Below are 23,738 nucleotides of genomic sequence, written 5' to 3'. Positions count from 1 at the left end.
CGCTTGGAGTCGTTCTGCGAATTTATTCGTTGTATGAAGGGCGGGTTCCGTATGGAAGCTTGTAGATACATGATGTGCCATCATTCCACGTCGCTCACTCCATAAATGCGATCTATCTTCCACCACCGTTTTAACGCTTAGTTCTTCGTTTGCTTACCAATCATGTCCAGCCCAAAGCCGCTTTCCTCAATGGTTTGTATCGGTCGCTTAACAGCTAAATTCTCCTTTATATTGAATTGTACGATCTAATACAGAGGCTATGTGAAGATCCATTTCAAGTTGTCTGGTTTGATCTGGATTAAAGTCGCGTTTGCTCATGAATAGTTCTCGCATCTAAATTGAATAGGCACAGTATATAGATACCTTTAAACACAAAAAACCCGAATGGGGTCTTTTATTAAGTGTCCACCATTCAGGATTCATTTCAAATTCTACGAAAGGGATGCTTTTTATATAGAAGTTAATAAAAATTAAATCTTAAATCGATTGGTTCCTTTTTCCAAAATATCAGTCGTTTTGTTCAGCGTGATAACTAAATCATGTAAGGATGTAATCGTACCAATCATCTGTTCCGATGCAGCAGCGACTTCTTCGTTTCCGGCAGTATGTTCCTCAGCGACCGATGCAATCTCACCTAACGCGTGACGGATGCGGTTCTCGGATTGCAGCACGTTCTGCATTTGAAGTGCCATGTGTTTCGTGGACTGAGAGACGACCTCGACGTGTTCCGTCAATCGACTGAAGGACTGATCTGTTTCGAGGATGGATTTTTTACCCGCTTCTGTCTCATTGACTGTTTCAGTGAAGCTTCTTTCCATTGAACGCGTACTGACGAGAACGTTGTTAACGATCGATGAGATTTGACTGACGTTATCCGCGACGTGCATGGAGAGGTTCTTTACCTCCGAGGCGACCACGGCGAATCCTTTCCCTTGTTCACCCGCGCGTGCTGCTTCGATCGCGGCGTTCAGGGCGAGCAGGTTCGTCTGCTCGGAGATATCACGGATGATGGAGATGAGACCTTGGATCTCTTCGGATTGTCGATTCAATTCCTGTACCTGATGCGTCGAATCTTGGACATGCTGATGGATGACGTTCATCCGCTCGACGGACCGATGCATGTGGGAACGGCCCTCTCGCGTCAGCTCGTCCATCTCAACCGTCGCCGTGTTGATGTCATGACTGACCTCGTCCGTGCTCCGGATCAGGTCGGCGAACGCGTTCATCTCCTCGTTGAGGGAGTGGGTGACGTGGGTCTGGCTCTCAGTACCGACGGCGATTTCCGTCATCGTGTGCGCGATCTGACGTGATCCATCGAGGACCTCCTGGGAGCTCGAGTCGATGGTCTCGCTGGTACGGGTGATCAACGTAGAGGTCTCCTTGATCTCGCCGATCATCGTACTCAGCATGTCATTCATGTCTTTCATCGATACGGCGAGGGCATGGATCTCGTCGTTCGCCCCCGCCTTCAGGTCGCGTAGGCGATGAGCGGCACTTTCCAGGTCACCTTCCGTGATGAATTGAGCGACCTCCTGCAGCGTACGGATCGGGTCGAGCTTACGCATAAGGATGAAGCGTAGGAAGATGAGCGTGATCCCGAAGAAGATGACAAGACCTAGGAAGAAGAGTGGGAAGTTTTGTTTGGCGAGTGCCATCGTTAACGCATGTACTTCGTCCGCCGAGATGTCGCTGCCGAGAATACCGATGACGTCACCGTTAGTAGCCTTGATTGGGACGAAGATGCTGATGTATTTTCCATATTTCTTATCTTCGATGATGTCGGTCGCATGTGTCTTCCCGGATAAAACATCCTTCACATCTTTGAGGGAGGCACCGGTCGCCACCTCACCAATGTTGCTCGCGCTCTCGGAAGAATTCCCGTCGACCATGAGCTTGACCTGACCGTCCTCTACGAGTGCTGTGTATGTGTAGAGAAGACCGTTTTGCTGGCGGAGTTTGTCTAGTTGAGAACGAAGCACGTCGTAGTCCTTCCCTTTTTCAGGTCGAGCGAGAAAACGCTCATATGCTGTAGGGTCAATCTGGCCAGCGATGCGTTGTGCATCCAGGGTGGCTGTCTTTTTGAGTGTGGAGAGGGCAGTTTGAGTAGTGTTGAGGTAGAGTGCAATGTTACTGAACAAGAAAAATAGAAGTAGAATGATACCGATGATGAGGGAGAGTCTGTTCCTTAATGAATGCTTACGTTTGCTGTGCATAAGAATCCTCCTGAGTTTTTTTCATACAGCTAGTAGTATCGGTACCTGCTGCCATTTGTTTAGGTTTTGATCAGAAGTAAAAAATTTCAGAAAGTAAATAAATGTAAAGTCTTCTGTATATACAATCTGTAATTGGTAAACGTTCATCTGACAACACTCGACATCTCAGTAAGTCGTTTTATGTCCTCTATGTGACGTTTGATAGGACCATGTCTTTCTGGCATAAGCGGGGACCGGAATGCTTTGGACTTGAGGAGCTGCAGCAGGATTAAAGTATATAAGGATGCAATATCATACTTCCAGTCGGCATACATCATGCTTATATCCAGAGATTAGGATTGTATACGTTTCGACGTCGAAATCCGTTTGAGTATCATTAAAAGAGATCGTAATGCAAAATAATAAGATTGAATTACGAAGAAAAAAATATCATTTTTCAGTTCAGGTATCTAAGCGTCTGTCGAATTCGAATTATCTAAAGAACAAGATCTATTATTTTGATGAATGAGAGACGACATGACGCTGAAAACATGGATCAATCGCAAATGGTTTTCCTAACTCTCTGTACTATAAGTAGTAGTCGATGAGCAAATTCTTGAATAGAATACCGGTGAGAGAGGTACAAGGGACAAAGAGATTTGGAACAGGAAAGAACAAAAAATGTCCATCAATCCGATTAGGACGATGGACATGATGATCAATGGAACATTATGTACAGCATTTAACAGCTTTCTTTTGATCTGATTTCGGTATGTACATGATATCGTTTTTAACTTGTACCTCAATATCATTTTCTTTCAGTCTTTCGACGTTTGATTTGTTATATTCGCCCCACTTGATCATTTCCTGAGTATTATGTTGACTTCCGCACCCGGCTAAAATGCTTACGAATGCAATCGCGACGAGATTTTTCATCATGTTTCATCTCCCCCTTAAAAATTTTATAGTCTTCTAAACTGATATTTATGAAACTAAAGCTATTATATCTTGTATACATAATAAAATTCAAAGAAGTATTTATCGGGAAAAATGTTATGTGCTACTTCGTTACTGCTCGGCCAATTCTATCTTTGGGATCAAAGAGACTAGGTCCATGCCTTCGGAGAGCAAGAACGGAATCAAATCAAATATAATCAAATGATGAATCAGGTACGGAAAGAGATCGACTCCATGGACCTTGATGCATCGGTCGTGGACGAGATATCTTCTGAAAATGTCGAATCGACATATCATCACGTTGGATATGAACCAACGCGTGTGATATATGGAAAGCGTCTTTGATATTGATCTACTGGAAAAGCAATTATCGTTGGTGTAACTCGTATCAGATTATATCCGTCAGTCAGAGATACATCTTATTTATATATATATAGAATGCACGTACTAAAGTTGGACCGAGAATTATCATCGGCTTGCTCAAAAAGAAGCGGCGAATTCGATAGTAGGTTTCCAACGAAATCCACCCGTCAAAGAAATACTCAAGTTATACATTAGTTGTAGATACTTGATACGTGCATCAGTAGAGACACCAGTCTGATTGAGCAGAGTCTCGCGCAAGGGATGATGACTCTCGATGAAAAATTCGTTTCTTCGATGAAGGCGCTCCAAATATTCCAGTGATGGAATACGTGCGAACTTACCATTCGATCCTCGATTACAACTTTGGCATGCCAATACTAAGTTCCAGACGCCATTCAAATCCTGCTCGAACTCGGTGCCTAAGATATGAGGAATGAAATGATCGACATCAGCTAAGTTCAGGTCGCCTGATTGAATGCTGATGTCACGGAAACAGTAAAAACATTTGCCTTTTTGGTAACCATTCAGGGCGTCTCTGGAAGAAGTGATGTCGATTCGTCGATTTCGATCCGTCTCTTGGATGAAGAATTGTTCTTTGATGGCATCGTGTTTCACGTTTAGTAGGGAAGGGGCGATGTTCAGACCCCAAGCTGTCTCAACTAGGCGCCATCTGGCCTCCACTTCGAGTGAGAAGTTCTCCATTTGAACAGATTGTAAGATATTGTACATATCGTCGGTCAAGACGATACCCTTCGTATTCCCATGTTTTTGTACTTGACGATTTGTCAAACAAAAAAGAAAACTCACATATTTCCTCAGATGTGAGTTCTACCTGTCTTATTTATAGATATCACGACGATGCCCGATCTCGAGAATCAAAATCACGACTTTTTCATCTTGAATGTCAGCAATCAGACGATAATCACCGATGCGATACCGCCATTCACCCGAGCGATTCGAGACGAGTCCTTTACCATGACGACGCGGATCATCCGTCCCGACCAGATTCTTCTTGATCCAGGACATGATGATCCGCGCTTGTTGAGGATCCATCTTCTTGAGAGACTTTTGAGCTCCGCGCTCAAACTCTACCGTAAATGCTGTCATTCTAAATCAAGTTCCTTCATCATATCGTCGAAAGAGATCGCTTCTGATTTTTTACGGTGTGCTGCCATCGAATCATGATAGAGTTGTAAATCGATTTCGTCTTCGATGCGGTCGAGGACGGCATCGCGAACGAGTGTAGAAATCGTGATGTTTTTTGCCTTCGCATATTCTTTGATGAGTCGTGTATCCTGGTCATCCAGACGTACGGAAATGGTACTCATGATTATCAGCTCCTTTGTAATACATTGTAATACATATTCCAGTAGTAGTCTAGAAATGGCACCGATTTAAAATAGGATTGAACCTGTTATAACTAGTATGAAAATGATGAATAAGTATGAAAAAAGAAAGACTGCTGTATCGCATGCCTTTCTTTTTGTATAAGACGTCGCACACGCTGAAATGCTCATGTGGAGGATCATAAATACACGGAAATACTATACAACGCTGCGAAAAATAATGAGATCGAGACGCCTAATCCAAGATAGAGGGTCTTGATGGAGTCTTGGGTTGATCGGATGACGTACACCAACAATCCCACGAAAAGGAGGCTGATTGCCATCAAGAAGAGGGATATCATGGTCGGCTCGAACCGGATATCAGAATAGGTGAAACGCGAGCTAGGGAAAAGAAACCCTGACAGTGGACCAGCCCCGCTGGATTGAAGAGTATCCTTGATCGAGTGAGGGGGTTCCTGTTGACCGAGCCACGCAGTCGCTGTGAAGAGAAGCAGGATCAAGATGCCTTCCATGCGCATCCGCATCCGTCGGACTTCAAACGATCGTTCAGGAGACGCGTAACTCCACTTCCCGTTCATGATACCGATGATCAGCACGGGTAGAATCAGGACGTGTTTCCAGAGTAAGGCTTGTCCATACGGTAAAATCCAGGAATCGGAATACTCCTCTACCTGCACGACGACAGACATCAGATAGATGCCGGAACCGACGATCAGTAAGAAACATAGCGTCACGAGTGGTTTGAACCATTCGAGGAAGATGCCCCAGTTACGGTCTGATGGACTCCAAAAGCCGAGTATGAGCAATCCACCGGTCCAGATGAAGACGGCGAGTGCGTGAATAGAATGTACGAGCATGCCTTCTGCCCCTTTGATGCTAGAGGCGTGCCCGGACCACGCGAACGTAACGACCATCGCCATAACAAGGAATACCCCTAGTTTTATACGTCCAGGACTGAGTGATGAACGATTGATGACGATGAGAAGGAGTACACTCCAGAGAGCCATCAGAATCCAAGCGTTCCCTGCCTCGAATGTAAGTAACACGGATTGCAGTGTTATCCAAAAACCGATCTCTTCATATAAATACAGTACGATTCGTAAGACGGACAGGGAAAAGGATAACAGCATCAGCACGATGAGCATGCGAACCCAGCGGATTGAAAGCGATACGTCAGGTCGGTAAGAACGAGGGATGAGCTGGACGGAAAAGAAACCGATCAACAGCGCAAGACAACCGTAGAGGAGCGTATCGCCGATCAGATAGAGCGCGGTCATCGCTTCCGCCCCTTCCCGATAAATCAGATCAGCTCGTCCAAACATTCACCGTTTCCGGGATGGACTGTAGTAGCTGTGCTAAGACGATCGAACAACACTTTCAAAAGATGCAAAATGTCCAGACCGTCACAGTTTCGTTTGCCCGTGGGGAGATGGAAATCGACCATCAGCTGGATGCTCGACAAGTCCAAAGCGAGCTGAACAAGATCGGTTTCGATGGATACGTCAAGGGAAAGAAAACGTCCGAGGCACCGGTCCGGTCGTTCGAGGGGATCTCCTTGATCCTGTCCGGGATTTTGATTGGTCTGGGATTGCTCATCCAAACGAGCGGAGTAGCGTGTCTTCCGAATGTTTTGTACGGTATCGCCTTGATCCTCAGTGGAGGGAGAGTTTTTCGGAGTGCCTATTATGCCGTCCGTGCCCTCTCACTCGACATGAACGTATTGATGAGCGTAGCAGCCATCGGTGCCGCATGTATCGGGGAGTGGCTCGAGGGAGCGACCGTCGTCTTCCTCTTTGCCATCGGCAATTTGCTTCAGAATCGCTCCCTTGCGCGGACGCGCAATTCCATTCAGAAACTGATCGAACTGTCTCCGAAGGAAGCCTTCGTGCTGACGGACGGGGACGTTAGACGTAAACCGGTGGAAGCGGTGCGAGTCGGAGAAATCCTCCGGATTCGACCAGGTGATCAGGTTGCACTGGACGGCACGATCCTGAACGGGACGACGACCATCAATCAAGCACCGATCACGGGCGAATCGATTCCTGTCGATAAGAAGGAAGGCGATCACGTATTTGCCGGAACGCTCAACATGGATCGTTCGTTCGACATGATCGTCGAGAAGACGTATCAAGAGACGACGCTTGCGCACATCATTGAACTGGTCGAGGAAGCGCAGGATAATAAAGCACCGAGTGAAGCGTTCATCGATCGTTTCGCGAAAGTGTATACACCGTTCGTCTTCCTAGGTGCATTGTTGCTGATGATCGTCCCACCTTTACTCCAACTTGGTAGTTGGGGAGAGTGGTTCTATAAGGGGTAGCGTCAGGAAAATGCGGATTTACAATGCTAAGGAAATTCCCATACTAAAAAGCCAAATTTCTCAACATCAATTGAGAAATTTGGCTTTTTCCGTTGCTCAGTTAAAGCGTCCTTTAGTTGTATATTTCCTGTTAATATCCCTTTTGAAGCATAACATTGTTTTCAATGATCGCACCCGATAGTTGACGCCCATTTTAGAACCTATTCTTTGATTTTCAATAAGCGTAAACTGTTTAATGTTACAAGTAAAGTTGCTCCCATATCAGCAAATATAGCTATCCAAAGTGTTAACCAACCGGGCATGACCAAAAGTAATGCCACTAATTTAATCGCCAAAGAGAAGGTAATGTTTTGCTTGATGATTGCTAAAGCCTTACGGCTTAATTTTATTGTATATGGCAATTTACTCAAATCATCAGACATTAAGGCGATGTCAGCCGTTTCTAAAGCTGTATCAGTTCCAGCACCACCCATTGCTACACCAACGGTAGATGCCGCAAGGGCTGGAGCATCATTCACGCCATCTCCGACCATCCCCACACTTTGATGTTTTTCTCGAAGTTCTTTAATAAAATTAAGCTTATCTTCTGGAAGTAAGTCAGCTTTAATATCCGAAACACCAACTTGTTTTCCGATGGCTGTTGCCGTTCTTTGGTTATCGCCTGTTAGCATCACTGTTTCGATTCCCATATTGTTCAACTTGCCGATAACTTCTTTAGACGATTCCCTCATTTCATCGGCTACGGCAATAAACGAAAGAATTTCTTTTTCTGTTCCTAACACCATCACCGTTTTACCTTGAGTTTGCATATCGGCAATTTTTTCTTTCCTATCGCTTGAAATGCTTCCGTGTAATTCCTCAAAAAGATTTGGACTTCCCACATAATACATTTCATTATTTATTTTGGCTTTAACGCCTTTACCTGTAATGGATTGAAAATCCTCTACTGTTACTTCGTTGAATTTTAATCCATTTTCTTCTGCTTTTCGCATAATCGCTGAAGCAAGAGGGTGCTGTGATCCTTTTTCAATGGCTGCTGTTATGGTCATTAATTCATTTTCATTTCTACCATATGTCACAATGTCTGTTACAGCAGGAATCCCTTTGGTTAATGTTCCTGTTTTATCAAAGGCTATCGCTTTTAAGTGTCCTGCTTCTTCTAAATGGATACCACCTTTAATTAAAACACCATTTTTCGCTGCATTTCCTATTGCTGTAACCACAGCAACTGGAGTTGAGACTACTAAGGCACAAGGACAACCAACCACTAATACAGCTAAGCCTTGATAAATCCATTGGCTCCAGTCTCCGCCAAATAATGGTGGAACTACCGCAATTAAAAGAGCTAGTATGACAATAGCTGGTGTATAGTATTTTGCAAATTTATCGACAAACGCTTGAGAAGGGGCCCGTTCTGCTTGGGCTTCTTCTACCAAGTGAATGATTTTTGAAAGAGTAGTATCTTCAACTCGTTTTGTTACTTTAACCTCAAGTAACCCTTCTTCATTCAAGGTTCCTGCAAATACTTCATCATTTGTGGTTTTCGTTACTGGAACACTTTCACCTGTAATCGCAGCCTGATTTAATGTCGATGTACCTTTAACCACTATTCCATCCATTGCTAACTTTTGACCGGGCTTAACAATCATGATGTCTCCAACTTGAATATCATCAACATGAATCATCATTTCTTCATTGCCTCGTCGAATTAACGCTTCTTTTGGGGCAATATCCATTAAAGATTCAATAGATTGACGTGCTTTATCCATTGAATAACGCTCTAATGCTTCACTAATCGCAAATAGGATAACAACGGTTGCCCCTTCACCCCATTCACCAATGATTGCAGCTCCTATAATTGCAATAGTCATAAGCGTATTCATATCGAAATTTAATCTGCTTAGATTTTTGAGACCTTTAATGAATAACGAATATCCACCGATTAAAATGGACGCTGCATAACCAATTGTCGGTAGAACATGCTCTTCACCATACTGCTCTCCTAAGAACCAGCTAACTACAAGTAAAAGAGCTGATATATATACCTTAATGTTTTCTTTCTGCTTCCAAAAAGGTTCTCGTTCTACCCTTTGTTCTTTTTCATCTCGAATTTTTAAATTTTCAAATGCTCCTGCTTTTTCTAATTCTTCAATGGTTGTCGTCCCTTTAACATAAACTTTAGATGCTCCGAAATTTACTTTCGCATCCTGAACACCGGGAAGTTCTTTAACATTATTTTCAAAAATGGCTGCACAGTTAGTACAAGTAAATCCTTGAACACGATAGGCTTTCATTTCTTCTTCAGACAGTTTTGCTTTCCCACTAGACATTGATCTTCACCTCTTTCTTATGTGCCAATGCAATCATCATAATTTGTCTGATATGCTCATCATCTAATGAATAAAATGCAAGTTTTCCCTCTTTTCGAAACTTAACAATCCCTTGCTTATGGAGCGTTCGCAGGTGATGAGAGGCATTTGCAACCGTAACACCTATAATATTTGCTATATCACACACACACAGTTCGTCATCTTGACATAAAGCATAGGTAATTTTTGCTCTATTTTCATCTGCAATAGCTTTTAACATTTGGGCAACACTAGAAATATCTACTGTCTGTAAATTACCTTGTATTCGATTGACCTTTTCTTCGTCATAACAATAAATTTCACAAGTATCTTTCTTAATCACATTCTCACCCCAATATCATTCAAGTGTTTATTTGAATATAGTATAACCATTTTTAATAATTCATTCAAGTGTTTATTTGAATGAGTAAAAAAATTCATAAAAAAAGAATTGGAGTACCCAATTCTAATAACAAAATAACCAAACTGCATAAGACTTTAAGTACATAACATTATCTGGCCAATTAATGAAATAGGACTGAACTATTTGTTCTCTTCCGATAGCTTTCTATATAATGAAGCCCTAGACACATTTGTAATTTCACAAATTTGATTTACAGTCATATTTCCTTCTTTATATAGCTTTACTGCATAATTCATTCCCGCATGATTTTTATGATATTTCTTTATCCGACCTTTAAACTTTCCTTCTTTCTTAGCCAGCTCAATCCCTTCACGTTGACGCATACGGATAAGATCTCTCTCTAACTGGTTAACACCAGCCATTACTGTAATTAAGAATTGGCTGTATGGATTATCCTCTGATAAATCTAGCCATGTATCCTTGAGTGATTTTAAGCTGGCTTTTTTCCTTCATATGTAATCGATCAATTCAAATAAATCTTGTGTACTACGAGTAATTCGAGTTAAATCTGTAACATAAATGGTGTCACCATCTTGTAAGTCCTCTAACATTTTTTGAAGTTGCTCACGTTCCTTCGTTGCCCCAGAAACTTTTTCTTCGTATATAATATCCATTCCGAATTCGCTTAGCTGCTGAAATTGTCTTGAAGGGTTTTGACTAGTTGAACTGACACGTACATTACCAATTTTCCGCAAAATATCACCTCACTTTTGAGACAAGTCTTATGAGACGCTAGATCACAGCAATCCACTTCAAAATAAATGACTTGATGAAGTCGCTTCAGATCATAGAAAAACCCTCATTTCGACGTCGAAATGAGGGTTTTTCTATGATCTGAAAAGATGCTGTCTTAGGACATCCTCTCTTCTTTTTTTAGGTTACAAATAGTTCAATGGGTTGACACTATTCGCTGCAGAATAACTGCTGTATTTATAACTGTTTTTATGAATCTCAAAGTGTAAATGATTTCCGAACGAGTTTCCTGTATTCCCAACTGTTCCAATCTTCATACCTTTAGAGACTGTCTGACCACTTTTTACCGAAAGACTATTCATATGAGCATAAACGGTTACGTATTTTTGATTCTTTAGACTATGTGAAATCATAACGTGTTTACCATATGCACCGCTGTTTTTAGAGGTAGTGACTTTTCCACTCGCAGAAGCATAGACAGGTGTGCCTTTTGTTGCAGCTAGATCAACGCCATTATGGAATGTATAACCGTAAGCGCCATTAGATTTTCCGTATCCTTGGGTCAGCCTCCCTTTAGTAGGAGAAGCAAAAAGAGACTCATTATACGTCATTTTTTTTGCAACGTGGCTCTTATATTTTTTTAGGTAAGAACTATAGATATACCGTGTGTTCCCTTTGTAAAGTACTTTTGTCCAAGCTCCTTTTTTTCCTAAATAAGAAAAAGTCTGACCAGTGTTAGTCACGCCGACTATATTGTAATTGAGAGAAGGACCAGTCCGAACACGGAGATTGTCTGTCTTTACTTTTACTTTATATGCACTACTTGCTTCAACTTTTGGGCTATGCATTGAAAAAGTTGTTGTGAGTAAGACGCTAGAAGCGATAAGTATTACCTTGTTTTTCATTAGTTGTACTCCTTTAAAGATAAAGATACGGTGACAAACGATTTGTTAAAAGGAGTATAGCATCACTATATTACAAAAAAGTGTATCAAATTCATTTCAAAAATTGATACGAGATTTAATCAAAAAATGCATAGTTTTTTCACAAACAGATTTTATGTTTAAAATTAAACACATTTCTTTTTTATACATCTTAAAAAAAGATTTATTTTTTAGAGTTCGGAGGAATTTGATGGAGTTATCTTTTTTGTTAGCTTTTGGAGCAGGGTTTTTATCTTTTATCTCGCCATGTTGCCTAGCTTTGTATCCTGTTTTTCTATCTTACATTACAGGAATTTCAGTTACAGAGTTAAAAGAAAATAAAAAGTGGAACTGGAATGGTGTTCCTCATACATTCGTTTTCTTACTTGGATTTTCGAGCGTATTTTTAGTGATGGGTTTTTCAACGTCATATTTGGCTGATTTTTTTATAGTGTATAAAGATGTTCTACGGATGAGCGGTGCACTTATTTTATTCATATTCGGTGTTATTTTAACTGGTCTGTGGACCCCAATATTTTTACTTAAAGAGCGAAGAATGAACTTAGGAAAAAGAAAGCGTGGTTATATCGGAACGTTTATTGTCGGAGTCGGATCGGCTGCTGGATGGACTCCTTGTACAGGACCAATCCTCGCTGGAGTTATTGCTTTGATCGCCACGAATCCTAGTAATGGATTTTTATATATGCTCTTTTATGTACTAGGTTTTTCTATTCCATTTTTCTTGATGTCGTTTTTGGTCGGGAAATCCAGATACTTAATGAATTATTCTTCAAAGGTTATGAAAATAGGTGGCTGGTTTATGATTTTATTAGGTATCATATTGTATTTCGATGGTCTGACGAAACTAACTACAATATTGATTGATTTTACAGGGTTTAGAGGGTTCTGACGCTCTATTTTCTATTTCGAAAGGAGATGCATCGTAAATGTCTCGTGAAAATGTCCTGATAATGGGAGTAGAGGAAAACTGGAAAGTGATGGAGAACATAAAACAACTTAAACCTGTAAGTATAGATATTCATATTTCTTCAAAAGAAGGATGGGTTCGAAAGCTATTTCCTGATTTTAAATATTTTGATTCATTTTCAAAAAAAGAATCAGAAGAAGGGTATATTAGTAATCTGATTGAATATTGTACTTCTCAAGAAATAGGCTGGATTATCCCTTTAAGCGAACAAGAAGCATCTACGTTATCAAAACATAAGTTGAAAATGAGAAAAAATAACGTAGCGTTTATAACATCCTTTGACTGGGATAAAACAGTACTTCATGATTCATTTTCGGTTCAAGGTAATACTTTCACTTATTCTTTTGACCAGATAAAGAATGCGCCTGAAGGTGTAAAGGTGGGGAAAATTGATGCATATGTCGATTATCGATCTAGTGAAGTGATTTGCTGTTTTATGAGAGAAGAGTATGAACGGTACCAAGATACTGTTCTTTCATACGAGGTGTTTGCCAACTCGATTTTAGAGGAGTGCGTAGCAATAATTGCTCAAAGGCTTAATATAAAGGGTTCTTTTTCTTTCGATTATCAACGTGATTCGGAGGGAATGTATACGATTACAAAAATAGAATGTTTCATGACGCATTCTACTCGTGAGGCTATTTTTAGTGATTATGATTTCGCTAATTATTTGTGGAGCAATATTCAAGGAATTGTCCTTTTAAAAGAATCAAATGATAAAAGCTCTTTTGTGTATCGCCTAAATGAAGAATACTTTCTTTTCTAAATCTCAACAGTTTGTTTTTATATGTAATCATCTTAAATGAGAAAGGTACTTTATGAATAAACTTTCATTTAAAATAACGTTATTTTATTTTTTCGGGATTCTCATGATTTTCATTCTCTCATCTGCTATTGTATACAACATTCTTGAGCATCAACAAGTAGAAAGTGAACTGGAGAGCCTTCAAGAGAGAGGCAATAGTCATCGAGATGTTCTTTCCACTAACTTCGACAAGCAAACAGTTGAACACGTTGTTTTAATGGAGGAAAAGGCGATGACTGATGTGATTATCTTAGACAAAAATAATCAAGTCGTCGATTCATCTAACGACGCTGAACAATTTTTGAACCCGGATTGGATTCAAAAAAAGGATGGAATCGTAGAAGGTAATTGGAGAGAGGGCAAATTTTTAGTGACGGTGAGTAATATTGAAGATGGCGGTCAAATAATCATGTTAGAGCCGACGAAGTATATACAGCATTTGATGGGGGAATTGAAACAACAAGTAGTGTTCTCTCTATTCTTGTTAGTACTTTTTCTATTAGTAAGTGTTTATTTTTTGAGTTATATCATTATAAAGCCACTTTTATCAATGAAAGAGGCAACGGTAAAGTTAAGTAAAGGCGAGGTGCTGAAAATCAGAGAAGCTGAGAGAAGCGACGAAGTAGGAGATTTAGCACGAGCGATCACTAAGTTATCTGTTGATTTACGTCACATTCAAAATACAAGAAAGCAATTTCTGACTTCAATCACACATGAATTGCGTACGCCGATTACCTACATCAAAGGATATGCAGGACTCCTCAAAAAAGACGAATCGAGATTTGGAGATATTATCTATGAGGAATCCGAAAGACTTCAAGAACTGATTGAGGATTTGTTTGAACTTGCTAGATTGGAAGAGCCACATTTTCAAATAGATCCTCAGATCACAGAGATGAATGATTTCTTAAAAAAAATCAGTGAAAGAATAATTTTTAAATTTGAGGAGAAACAAGTGAAATTAATTCTTCAAATTAATAAAACTCCCATCTACAAAGAGATAGACCAAGCTAGATTTGATCAGGTTCTCTTAAATTTACTGGATAACGCGCTAAAATATACACATGCGAACAAACGCGTATTTTTAAAACTTGATGAAAACTTTATTGAAGTTACGGATGAAGGTGGTGGTGTGGATGAGCAATCACTCCCGTATCTTTTTGATCGTTTTTATCGAGTAGATTCTTCACGAAATCGTGAAACAGGAGGTACTGGGCTCGGTTTGGCTATCACGAAAGAAATAGTTGAAGCGCACAAAGGGACCATCGTAGCTATTAATGTAGAAAACGGGCTGAAAGTTGTCATTGACTTGAGGGGGATTCCAGGATGAGAACCATTGCTTTGGTAGATGATGAGAATCGAATGTTAGAACTGATTGAACTCTATCTGCAAGACAGTTATACCTGTATTAAGCTGAACAGCGGAAGAGAGATATTGAACTTGATTGATGTAGATGAGCCTGACTTAATCATATTGGATGTGATGATGCCTTTAATGGATGGTTTTGAGACCTGTCAAAGGATAAGGGAAGTTTCGAATGTACCAATCATTTTATTGACAGCACTCGACGGAAAAGAAGAAATCGTAAAAGGATTACAACTGGGAGCAGATGATTACATTGTGAAACCGTTCGACGAGGCGGAATTGAAGGCAAGAATTCAATCGATTTTCAGACGAACTACAGTTTCTTCAGGATCAAAAATCGAATCGTCGGGTCTAATCTTAAATGAAGACGCCCATGAGCTGTATTATGATAATCATTTAGTCAAAGTCACGCCAAAGGAATTTTCATTACTTGCTAAGTTATTAAAAAATCCAGAACGTGTCTATTCAAGAGAGGAACTGCTCTCAAGTTTATGGTTAGCAAATGAGTGGACAGATGAACGAACGGTCGACTCTCATGTAAGAAACTTAAGAGAAAAACTTAGGAAACTCGAGTTTCCTATTGAAGAACACTTTCGCACAGTATGGGGAATTGGTTACAAGTGGGTTCCTTAAATAAGGAGAAATAAGACAAGAGAGGAACGGTTAAAAAACCGTTCCTCTCTTGTTTATCGTTTATTCTGCAGATAGTTCGTCTTCAGTCACCCATTTATGATTTTTCACTTCTTCACCTGTAGTCGATTCGAAATCAATCATATACACTGTTGTTTGCTTAGCTGAGTCGATAGTGGCCGTAGCATCCTTCATTCCTTTCATATGATCCGCGTCTACTTTTACTTCATCGCCTACTTCATAAGGAGATGACTTGGCATCTACAATCTCTTCTTGAATAATCCATTTATGATTCGTGACGCGTTTCCCGCCATTTGTAGGGTCATAAGAAATGCTATAAGCAGTAGTATCATAAGCTCCTACAATTTTAGCCTCGGCCCCTTTCATGCCTTCCATATGTGCTTCTTTGATCATCGCCATGTCGCCTACTTTAAATTTAGGGTTTTTAGCCTCTTGGAGCCCTTTCGGAACCTCTTTCGATCCAGACATGTCCATCGTCGAATGATCCATACCGTCCATATTTTTATCCATGCTTCCTGTTGATTTGGAATCATCACCATTGCTTCCGCACGCAGCGAGTGCTAAAGAAAGCGAAGCAGCCATAGTTGTCATAAAAATCTTTTTCTTTAATTTCATAAAAATTACCTCCAATTGTTTTTTTATGCTTTCCATAGACTCTATCACATAAATTTGCAGAAACATTGCAGAGAGCAGAAAAGTAACACATTGAAAAAAACTATAAAATTCATGGGTGGAAAGACATATTTTTTTCACAATCATTCTTTAAGTTAAAGATAATAATTAATTGAAGGGAATGATCCATGTGAAGAAAAGATGGTTAATCGCAACTATCGGTATCTTTACTCTCATGATTATAGTGGGCGGTTCGTATTTACTTTTTATCCGAGGTACTATGCCAAATAACAAACAGCACATGAAATCTATGATGAATGGAGGGAACACTACTACAAATCAGACTATGATGGAAGGTATGGGACATGGCGCGAGTGTCGATTTAAAATCAACTGAAGAAAAAGAGCGACGATTGAACATCCCTAAGATGCTAAAATCCGATCGTGAAACCAAGAATTCCATTCAATACACGATTGTCGCTAAACAAGGGGAGACACAGTTCTTCCGAGATAGTAAAAAAACTGAAACTCTAGGATATAACGGAAATTATTTAGGTCCTGTAGTGGAATTGAAAAAAGGAAAAATGGTAACAATCCGTACGGTGAATCGCTTATCAGAAGCGACTACATTCCATTGGCACGGTCTTGTTGTACCATCATCCGTAGATGGCGGACCACATCAAGTCGTGAAAGCTGGTGAAACGAAGGTAGTAAAGTTTAAAGTGAAGCAAGATGAATCGACATTGTGGTTTCATCCACATCCAATGGGGAAAACTGCTGAACAAGTATACAAGGGGTTAGCAGGATTGTTGTACGTAAAAGATGAAAAAACTAAAGAGACGATGCTACCTCAAAAATATGGTGAAAATGATATTCCATTAATTCTTCAAGATCGAAAAGTTAAAAACAGGAATGTCCTTGGATATGCTGATGTAGAAAAAACAGATGGGGCTTTAGGCGATACCCTCCTCGTAAACGGTACGATTAATCCATATTTCAACGTAAAATATTCGCAACTTAGAGTCAGATTGATAAATGGCTCCAATGCACGTAACTACGTAGTGAAGCTATCTGACGGTTCATCCTTTAAAAAAATTGCTGATGATGGTGGTTACATCTCAAAACCGAAAAACGTAAAGAAAATTGAATTAAGTCCAGGCGAACGTATAGAGGTATTGGTAGACTTTTCAAAAAGAAAAATTGGTGAGACTGTTTCATTTGAGACGAATGGAGTAAGGGTCGTTAACTTCAAGCTGAAGGATAAACAAGGGACGAACCTAAGTGCATTGGCGCCGAAAAGTGGATATGAAAAGCCGCTAAAGACCTTGTCTACAGTGAATCAAAAGTTAACTCTTTTCGGGATGGGCAAAAATGTTGAAATCAATGGGAAAAAGTTTGATGAGAAGAGAATCGATATTAAAGCGAAACAAGGAGAAACCGAAATTTGGGAGGTCTATAATAAAAAAGACATGATGGGTGGAATGACTCATCCCTTCCACATTCATGGAGTCCAATTCAAAGTATTAGAGCGAAATGGACAGAAACTGGATAATCAAGAAGCAGGTCTAAAAGACACTATCGCTATAAAACCAGATGAACGAGTTAAGATTCAGATGACTTTCAAGGAAAAAGGGGTATTCATGTACCATTGCCATATCCTTGAACATGAAGAGAACGGAATGATGGGTCAGTTGAAAGTGGACTAAAAAATAGGTGAATGTTTTCATCTTTTTTTCACAAACTAAGGAAATAGGCTTTGTGTAAGTCAAAAAAGACGGAAAATGGAGGTATTTTAGAATGAATACTGGACAACAAGAAATCTTAGGTGCCCTACACAACTGTATAGTGACTTGTAATGAATGCTTTGATGCGTGTTTGAGTGAACATCATGTTTCTTCGATGGCAGAGTGTATACGTCTAGACAGAGATTGTTCTGAAATTTGTAGTCTTTTAGTACAAGCTATTTCTCGAAACAGCAGCAATATTGATGTTCTTGCAAGAAGCTGTGTTGAAATTTGTGAAAGATGTGCCGACGAATGTTCGAAACATGATCATGATCATTGTAAAAAGTGCGCTGAGGCCTGTAATGAATGTGCAAAAGTCTGTCGTAAATTAATTGCTTAAAGCGAAGTGTTAAAAATGAAGGAGCATCTATGTCGCCATGCCGAAAAAGGTATGAGCTAAAAAGCTGATGCTCTTTCATTATTTATAAGCACTAAGATACTTAGTTATGAAAAAGTTCATAACCCTTATAGACCAGTAGTATGGTGAGAGAAAATAAGGATACATAGAGGATAACGATCAAACTCTTCATAAACACTTTCATGAAAATCAACTCCATTCTATAGGTTGAATTGATTATATAGAAAGTTCGTGAAATTTATGAGGAAATAGACTAACAATCATTTATTATTAAAAAATTTTAATGTAAGAGGTGGTGACTAGGATGGATAAAATATTAATTGTTGATGATGAAATAAGAATGAGGCAATTATTAAGACTCTATCTAGAACCAATAGGATATGAATGTAGTATGGCGAATGATGGGATCGAAGCTTTAGAGAAAGTGAAAAAAGAAACCTTCGATTTGATTTTATTGGATGTAATGATGCCAATGTACGATGGATTCGAAGTATGTAAGAAAATAACGGATTCTCACCCGGAAGTCCCTATCATCATGATAACGGCTCTAAATGATGCTGAATCCATCGTCAAAGGACTAGATGCTGGAGCTACAGATTATGTCACAAAGCCGTTTAACGGGGACGTACTTTTAGCAAGAGTTCGGTCTGTCATGAGAAGGAAAGCAAAAGAACCCGTTATCTACCACGGACTTACGTTCGATGAGAGCAACAATTTAATTTTACTAGATGGCAAGTCGATTGACTTTACACCAAAAGCACATGCATTACTGCGACTATTCCTTCAACATCCTGGAAGGCTGTTCAACAGACTAGAGCTTTATGAATTCGTTTGGTCTTATACGTCAGAATCGGATCCGAGGACAGTTGATTCTCATATTAAGATGATTAGAGAAAAGTTAAGAGAGTTAGATTACCCGATCGATAGGCATCTGAAAACAATTTGGGGGAGAGGATATCGTTGGAGTGAGAATGAAACGAAATGACACTCTTACTATAGGAGCAAAAGTGTCATCATAAAAATCATAAGGGAGTCGGTGTCGGCTTCGAGTATCCATCTTTATATGAAGAATCGATTGCAGAACGAATATCTTTAACCGATTCTCCGTCCCGTTGCTTCAAAATAGACTTTACAGCAATCTCGAGACAGGTGCTGCATGTCGTTCCGTGACTTGTCCATTTCACCGATCCATTCGTCGCGTTTTCTTCTATAAAGCAATCATAATTATTTTTATGATTGACTGTTTCACCGCAACCGCAATAGCAAGGTATTTTCTCTAGTAGTTTACGATTTTTCCCTACAGCTTGATAAACATTTCGTACATCTTCAGGTTGAGTTTTTAAAAACGTGGGAAGTATCAACGATGATGATGTTTCTTCAATCTTGTCACCGCCCATATGTTTCGCATGATCTACCTCCTTTGAATGATTGGGAGTAGAAGACTTCATCGGGGATTGAGCACAGCCGACCGCAATCAGGGATAGGCTAATAAGACTTACGCTTTTTAAGAGTATGTTAAGTTTCACGATTGGATTCTCCTTAGAGATAATTTTGTAGGTGCATAAAACAAAGCTTTTTAATTGCGTTTTTTGTATTAGCTCATTTGTCTGTTCACGATAGTACCTATTCGTTCATTTGACCATAGTCTTCATCAGTTCAGTTAATTCATGAATTGTCATCAATCATTTGATGTCTACCTCGAACTTGTCCTTTAATTCTTTTTAAAGTTTCAGTACTTGTGATTTTGGCGCTAAATAGTCCTATTCAAACAAATGGTCTCATTTTTTAAAATATATCCTATACTTGTATGATAATTTTTATTTTTTAGTGTGTCAAAATACATTTTATATTTATATATATATAAGTTTAACTGGAAGTAAAAACGAGATGTAGCTCTATATAGTCATGATCTCTCTATATACACCATACAGGTATATAGTACGTAAAAGGAGGTTTTCTTATGAATCACCATATCCATCACGAACATACTCATCATGAAGACCAACAAATGAGTGCTTCACATCATGAACATGAAGGAATGATCGGAGACTTCAAGAAAAGATTTCTCGTATCGTTAATGTTGACCATTCCAATCCTGCTACTTTCCAAAATGATTCAAGAATGGTCGGGTATCAACATTAGCTTTCCATATGACGACGTTGTTTTGCTTTTGCTATCCACAATTGTCTACTTCTACGGTGGATGGCCCTTCCTAAAAGGTAGTATTAATGAAATACGCCAAAAAAATCCTGGAATGATGATGTTGATTGCATTAGCGATTAGTGTAGCCTATTTCTATAGTGTCGCTATCATATTCGGTTTCGGACAAGGACATGATTTCTTTTGGGAGTTAGCGACCTTGATCGACATCATGTTATTAGGGCATTGGATTGAAATGAAATCAATCATGGGTGCCTCAAATGCGTTGCAGGAATTAGTAAAGTTACTTCCGAGTGTGGCGCATCGAGTGAAGGATGGGAAGGTTGAAGAGGTGCCGGTCAATGAATTAGAGGCAGGAGATCTCATTCGGATCAAGCCGGGAGAACAGGTACCGGTAGACGGAAAAATCGTCGAAGGAACAACAACGATTGACGAATCAATGCTTACCGGTGAATCACTTCCGGTAGATAAACAGGAGAATGACACCGTGATTGCTGGCTCTATCAATCAAGAAGGTGGTCTGACAGTCGAGACGACAGGTACTGGTGAAGGCACCTACCTTTCAAAAGTCATCGGCTTAGTAAGTGAAGCGCAATCTTCCAAATCACGGACTCAAAACTTAGCTGATCGAGCAGCAAAAATTCTTTTTTATCTCGCGGTGGGAGCAGGTGTTCTGACTTTCGTGATTTGGATTGTACTTGGATATTCGGTTAGTACAGCAATCGAGCGCATGGTAACGGTTATGGTTATCTCTTGTCCACACGCTCTTGGTTTAGCAGCCCCTCTTGTCGTATCCGTTTCTACAGCACTTTCCGCTAAAAGGGGTCTTTTGATTCGAAATCGAACACAATTCGAAGAGGCACGAAAACTAGATGCGGTTATCTTTGATAAGACTGGTACTTTAACGCAAGGTAATTTTGGAGTAACGGATGTGATGGCAAGTACAGGTATAAGTGAGGAAGAAGTATTACGACTCGCAGGAGCCATCGAACAGTCGTCGCAACATCCACTTGCTCGCGGGATCTTGACTGAAGTTCAAAGACGAAAGCTTGATTTACCATCGGTCGCAGGATTTGGATCGATGACAGGCATAGGATTGGAAGGAACAGTCGAAGGAAAGCAAGTCCGCGTCGTTAGTCCGCGATACGTACGGGACAAACAACTCGAAATCGACGAAGTGACATTCGAAGATTTGTCTGAAGAAGGGAAAACGGTCGTCTTTGTCTTAAAGGACACAGAATTAATCGGTATGATCGCCCTTGCCGACCTCGTTCGCGAGGAAGCTAAGAAGACTGTACAGGAATTAAAGGAGAAAGGGATTCAATCCATCATGCTGACTGGGGATAATCAAAAAGTCGCTTCGTGGGTCGCTTCCCAACTTGAGATCGATCAAGTGTACGCAGAAGTATTACCGGATGATAAGTCACGTCAAGTGAGACAGGTGCAAGCAGAAGGAAAAAAAGTAGGGATGGTAGGGGATGGAATTAACGATGCACCAGCTCTCGCACAAGCGGATGTAGGGATTGCGATTGGTAGTGGAACAGATGTAGCTGTAGAAACGGCTGATATTGTCCTTGTCAAAAGTAATCCAAAGGACGTCTTATCTGTCATCGAACTATCGCAAAAAACATATAATAAAATGATTCAGAATCTATGGTGGGCAGCTGGTTACAATATCATTACGATTCCTTTAGCTGCAGGTATTTTAGCACCATACGGCATTATTCTTTCACCAGCGATTGGAGCAGTTTTGATGAGTTTGAGTACGGTCATCGTAGCTATCAATGCGAAAACATTAAGAATTTAATAGAAGTTTGGTATATTTTTTCTTTTTTGTGTATGAACACACCCTATCTCACTTCATGAGTTAGGGTGTGTTCTTTTTTTCAATCAGATAGGATCCCATAGATAAAAGCATGGAACAGAGCGGTACCGCTCTGTCTGATGGAAAGGGACCGCAAGCCGTCCTGTTTCCGTACTCTAGCTCGCTCCTCGCCGGCGCAAGGGCCATCAAAAAAAGCCGCTGCCGTTCCTCGTCTTCCTCCGCGTTTTGGCTCAAAGCAAGGCTTTTCGCTCGCGGGCTCCGGAAGCCTCCGTACCGGTGCGCTGTCCGCTTTTTTTGATCTTTCCCTGCGGTCACCCTTGCGCCGTCTCGCGATGCTCGCTGCGTTCCCGTCAACAGGACGGCACCGTGTCGGACTGCATCCCACTCGCGAAAGGAGCTTTTCCATGAAACTGACTACACTCGTTGAAATCACCCGTATCCGCCAAGAGGTTCGTGAGCCAGACGTCGCGCTCGAGACAACGCACATCACGTCCCCCGAGGACGCGTTCTGTGTCGCCAAACGCTTCATCCAGGACGATGACCGTGAGGTATTCCTCGTCATCCTACTCAATACGAAGAACCGCGTCATTGCTGTCCATCGGGCACACGTCGGAAGTATCAACTCGAGCGTCGTCCATCCAAGAGAAATCTTTAAGTCCGCCATCCTCAACAATGCGACGTCGCTCATCGTCAGCCATCAGCATCCGAGCGGTGACCCGCACCCATCACGGGAAGACATCGAGGTGACTGAACGGCTCGTCGAAGTCGGACGTATCGTCGGCATCCAGCTGCTTGACCACATTATCGTCGGTGCCGGAGAAGAATACGTCAGTTTGAAAGCACAAGGTGTTTTGTAAAGGAATGGTATAGCGTAGACGGACGGGACAATCCCGTCCTGTCCGCGCGCCAGAGCATGGACGAAAAACGACGTCGTTTTTCTTTTGAGAGAGCGCAAGCGAGTAAGGAATGGATTCGTCCCGAATCCAAGGGCAATGAGAGACCCGCAGTGGACGGATCCACTGCGGGTAAGAAAGTACATCTGGTCTTTTCTATATAGATAGAAGGGTGTTATGGAAGATGCAGTAGTGAGACAGTAGTGGAGTGTACGAAGGTTCGAGGAGAGATAGCTGATTGAAGTGAATCGATCCTTCTGTAGATAGGTAGTAATGCTCTTTCTACTGGATGTACAGCATAAGAAGATTTTTCGGGCTCATGCGTGAGGCTGTAGGCTGCACGCAGCAACATCCTCATCGCACCGCTCCCCTCCTGCCGGACCGATAACGAGAGCTGCACATCGCTTGCGCGAGGCATCTCTACGTTCCTGTTCCTTGCGACGGAAGGCACGGAGCGTTCCATAGAATTCTAAAAAGAAAAATAAAAGGTTAGGATTTAGTCGAAGGAATGGCATACTAAAGGAAAGAGGCTTGTCCACGTATGAGATCGTCGTTAGTGCTTCGGTCGTGAATGATGTATCGTATGCGAGGATATCTAAAAAGGAGAAACTACATATGAACTTTGATGGATCGACTGATGTATTAGGTGCAGCACTTACAAATGTCAATCTACTTTACCTCGTTCCGATTGCATTCGGACTTTTCTTATTGATCGATTTCTTGTTTACAAAA

At 40.8% G+C, this 23,738-nt stretch carries 21 protein-coding genes and 1 pseudogene; 10 read left to right on the top strand and 12 right to left on the bottom strand.

The window, feature by feature from the left end:
• Positions 1–470 precede the first annotated feature (470 nt).
• From N179_RS14750 to N179_RS14725, 6 genes are all read right to left on the bottom strand, one after another.
• The gene (locus tag N179_RS14750) at positions 471–2,213 is read right to left on the bottom strand and encodes a methyl-accepting chemotaxis protein (RefSeq protein WP_055966258.1); all 1,743 of its coding nucleotides are present in this window, start codon (positions 2,211–2,213) and stop codon (positions 471–473) included.
• Positions 2,214–2,921: 708 nt separating this feature from the next.
• Positions 2,922–3,131, bottom strand: a complete 210-nt coding sequence (locus N179_RS16990) for a hypothetical protein (RefSeq protein ID WP_055966256.1) — start codon at positions 3,129–3,131, stop codon at positions 2,922–2,924.
• Positions 3,132–3,629: 498 nt separating this feature from the next.
• Positions 3,630–4,301: an HNH endonuclease family protein gene (locus tag N179_RS14740; protein ID WP_075643113.1), complete on the bottom strand. Its 672-nt coding sequence runs from the start codon at positions 4,299–4,301 to the stop codon at positions 3,630–3,632.
• 48 nt (positions 4,302–4,349) lie between these two features.
• Positions 4,350–4,619 carry a type II toxin-antitoxin system RelE family toxin gene (locus tag N179_RS14735; protein WP_047395636.1) on the bottom strand — a complete coding sequence of 90 codons (270 nt, stop codon included), beginning with the start codon at positions 4,617–4,619 and terminating at the stop codon, positions 4,350–4,352.
• Complete coding sequence (relB, locus tag N179_RS14730; RefSeq protein ID WP_026829710.1) at positions 4,616–4,840, bottom strand: type II toxin-antitoxin system RelB family antitoxin; 225 nt, start codon at positions 4,838–4,840, stop codon at positions 4,616–4,618. Before relB ends, N179_RS14735 begins: the two co-directional genes overlap by 4 nt.
• Positions 4,841–5,037: 197 nt before the next feature.
• Complete coding sequence (locus tag N179_RS14725) at positions 5,038–6,180, bottom strand: copper resistance D family protein (RefSeq protein ID WP_055966251.1); 1,143 nt, start codon at positions 6,178–6,180, stop codon at positions 5,038–5,040.
• A gap of 14 nt (positions 6,181–6,194) precedes the next feature.
• On the opposite strand from N179_RS14725, the gene N179_RS14720 reads away from it, so the two are divergent.
• Positions 6,195–7,178, top strand: a complete 984-nt coding sequence (locus N179_RS14720; protein WP_075643112.1) for a heavy metal translocating P-type ATPase — start codon at positions 6,195–6,197, stop codon at positions 7,176–7,178.
• A 200-nt stretch (positions 7,179–7,378) separates the two neighbouring features.
• Here N179_RS14720 and N179_RS14715 read toward each other — a convergent pair whose 3' ends face one another.
• The 4 genes and pseudogenes from N179_RS14715 to N179_RS14700 form a co-directional block, all read right to left on the bottom strand.
• Entirely contained in the window at positions 7,379–9,508 is a 2,130-nt protein-coding gene (locus tag N179_RS14715) for a heavy metal translocating P-type ATPase (protein ID WP_017474135.1), read from the bottom strand.
• On the bottom strand, positions 9,501–9,869 hold the full coding sequence (locus N179_RS14710) for an ArsR/SmtB family transcription factor (RefSeq protein ID WP_017474136.1): 369 nt from the start codon (positions 9,867–9,869) through the stop codon (positions 9,501–9,503). The genes N179_RS14715 and N179_RS14710 overlap by 8 nt, the downstream gene beginning before the upstream one ends.
• Positions 9,870–10,069: 200 nt before the next feature.
• A pseudogene (locus tag N179_RS14705) lies at positions 10,070–10,645 on the bottom strand (recombinase family protein).
• Between the two features lie 183 nt (positions 10,646–10,828).
• A complete protein-coding gene (locus tag N179_RS14700) occupies positions 10,829–11,548 on the bottom strand; it encodes a peptidoglycan DD-metalloendopeptidase family protein (protein WP_029343438.1) in 720 nt (239 codons plus the stop codon).
• Positions 11,549–11,777: 229 nt separating this feature from the next.
• On the opposite strand from N179_RS14700, the gene N179_RS14695 reads away from it, so the two are divergent.
• The 4 genes from N179_RS14695 to N179_RS14680 are packed head-to-tail and all read left to right on the top strand — an operon-like array spanning position 11,778 to position 15,357.
• Entirely contained in the window at positions 11,778–12,476 is a 699-nt protein-coding gene (locus N179_RS14695) for a cytochrome c biogenesis CcdA family protein (RefSeq protein WP_034786404.1), read from the top strand.
• 37 nt (positions 12,477–12,513) lie between these two features.
• The gene (locus N179_RS14690; protein ID WP_050678844.1) at positions 12,514–13,320 is read left to right on the top strand and encodes a hypothetical protein; all 807 of its coding nucleotides are present in this window, start codon (positions 12,514–12,516) and stop codon (positions 13,318–13,320) included.
• A gap of 52 nt (positions 13,321–13,372) precedes the next feature.
• On the top strand, positions 13,373–14,689 hold the full coding sequence (locus tag N179_RS14685; RefSeq protein WP_050678843.1) for a sensor histidine kinase: 1,317 nt from the start codon (positions 13,373–13,375) through the stop codon (positions 14,687–14,689).
• The gene (locus tag N179_RS14680) at positions 14,686–15,357 is read left to right on the top strand and encodes a response regulator transcription factor (protein ID WP_029343435.1); all 672 of its coding nucleotides are present in this window, start codon (positions 14,686–14,688) and stop codon (positions 15,355–15,357) included. Before N179_RS14685 ends, N179_RS14680 begins: the two co-directional genes overlap by 4 nt.
• A 60-nt stretch (positions 15,358–15,417) precedes the next feature.
• Here the strand turns inward: N179_RS14680 and N179_RS14675 are convergent, their stop codons facing one another.
• Entirely contained in the window at positions 15,418–15,990 is a 573-nt protein-coding gene (locus N179_RS14675; protein ID WP_029343434.1) for a YdhK family protein, read from the bottom strand.
• Between the two features lie 187 nt (positions 15,991–16,177).
• On the opposite strand from N179_RS14675, the gene N179_RS14670 reads away from it, so the two are divergent.
• The 3 genes from N179_RS14670 (at position 16,178) to N179_RS14660 (ending at position 19,113) form a co-directional block, all read left to right on the top strand.
• Complete coding sequence (locus N179_RS14670; RefSeq protein ID WP_082202603.1) at positions 16,178–17,692, top strand: multicopper oxidase family protein; 1,515 nt, start codon at positions 16,178–16,180, stop codon at positions 17,690–17,692.
• A gap of 91 nt (positions 17,693–17,783) precedes the next feature.
• Positions 17,784–18,110: a four-helix bundle copper-binding protein gene (locus N179_RS14665; RefSeq protein ID WP_071908772.1), complete on the top strand. Its 327-nt coding sequence runs from the start codon at positions 17,784–17,786 to the stop codon at positions 18,108–18,110.
• Positions 18,111–18,432: 322 nt separating this feature from the next.
• Positions 18,433–19,113 (top strand): response regulator transcription factor, encoded by a 681-nt coding sequence (locus tag N179_RS14660; protein WP_050678842.1) that lies wholly within the window; start codon positions 18,433–18,435, stop codon positions 19,111–19,113.
• Positions 19,114–19,150: 37 nt separating this feature from the next.
• Here the strand turns inward: N179_RS14660 and N179_RS14655 are convergent, their stop codons facing one another.
• Complete coding sequence (locus N179_RS14655) at positions 19,151–19,654, bottom strand: PCYCGC motif-containing (lipo)protein (RefSeq protein WP_050678841.1); 504 nt, start codon at positions 19,652–19,654, stop codon at positions 19,151–19,153.
• Positions 19,655–20,088: 434 nt separating this feature from the next.
• On the opposite strand from N179_RS14655, the gene N179_RS14650 reads away from it, so the two are divergent.
• Positions 20,089–22,095 carry a heavy metal translocating P-type ATPase gene (locus tag N179_RS14650; RefSeq protein WP_050678840.1) on the top strand — a complete coding sequence of 669 codons (2,007 nt, stop codon included), beginning with the start codon at positions 20,089–20,091 and terminating at the stop codon, positions 22,093–22,095.
• Positions 22,096–22,517: 422 nt separating this feature from the next.
• Positions 22,518–22,970 carry a JAB domain-containing protein gene (locus N179_RS14645; protein ID WP_082318459.1) on the top strand — a complete coding sequence of 151 codons (453 nt, stop codon included), beginning with the start codon at positions 22,518–22,520 and terminating at the stop codon, positions 22,968–22,970.
• Positions 22,971–23,738: the final 768 nt, after the last annotated feature.

It is taken from the genome of Exiguobacterium indicum HHS 31 (genome assembly GCF_001939065.1).
Classification (GTDB): domain Bacteria; phylum Bacillota; class Bacilli; order Exiguobacteriales; family Exiguobacteriaceae; genus Exiguobacterium_A; species Exiguobacterium_A indicum.
This window is presented reverse-complemented; position numbering and strand designations above follow the sequence as displayed.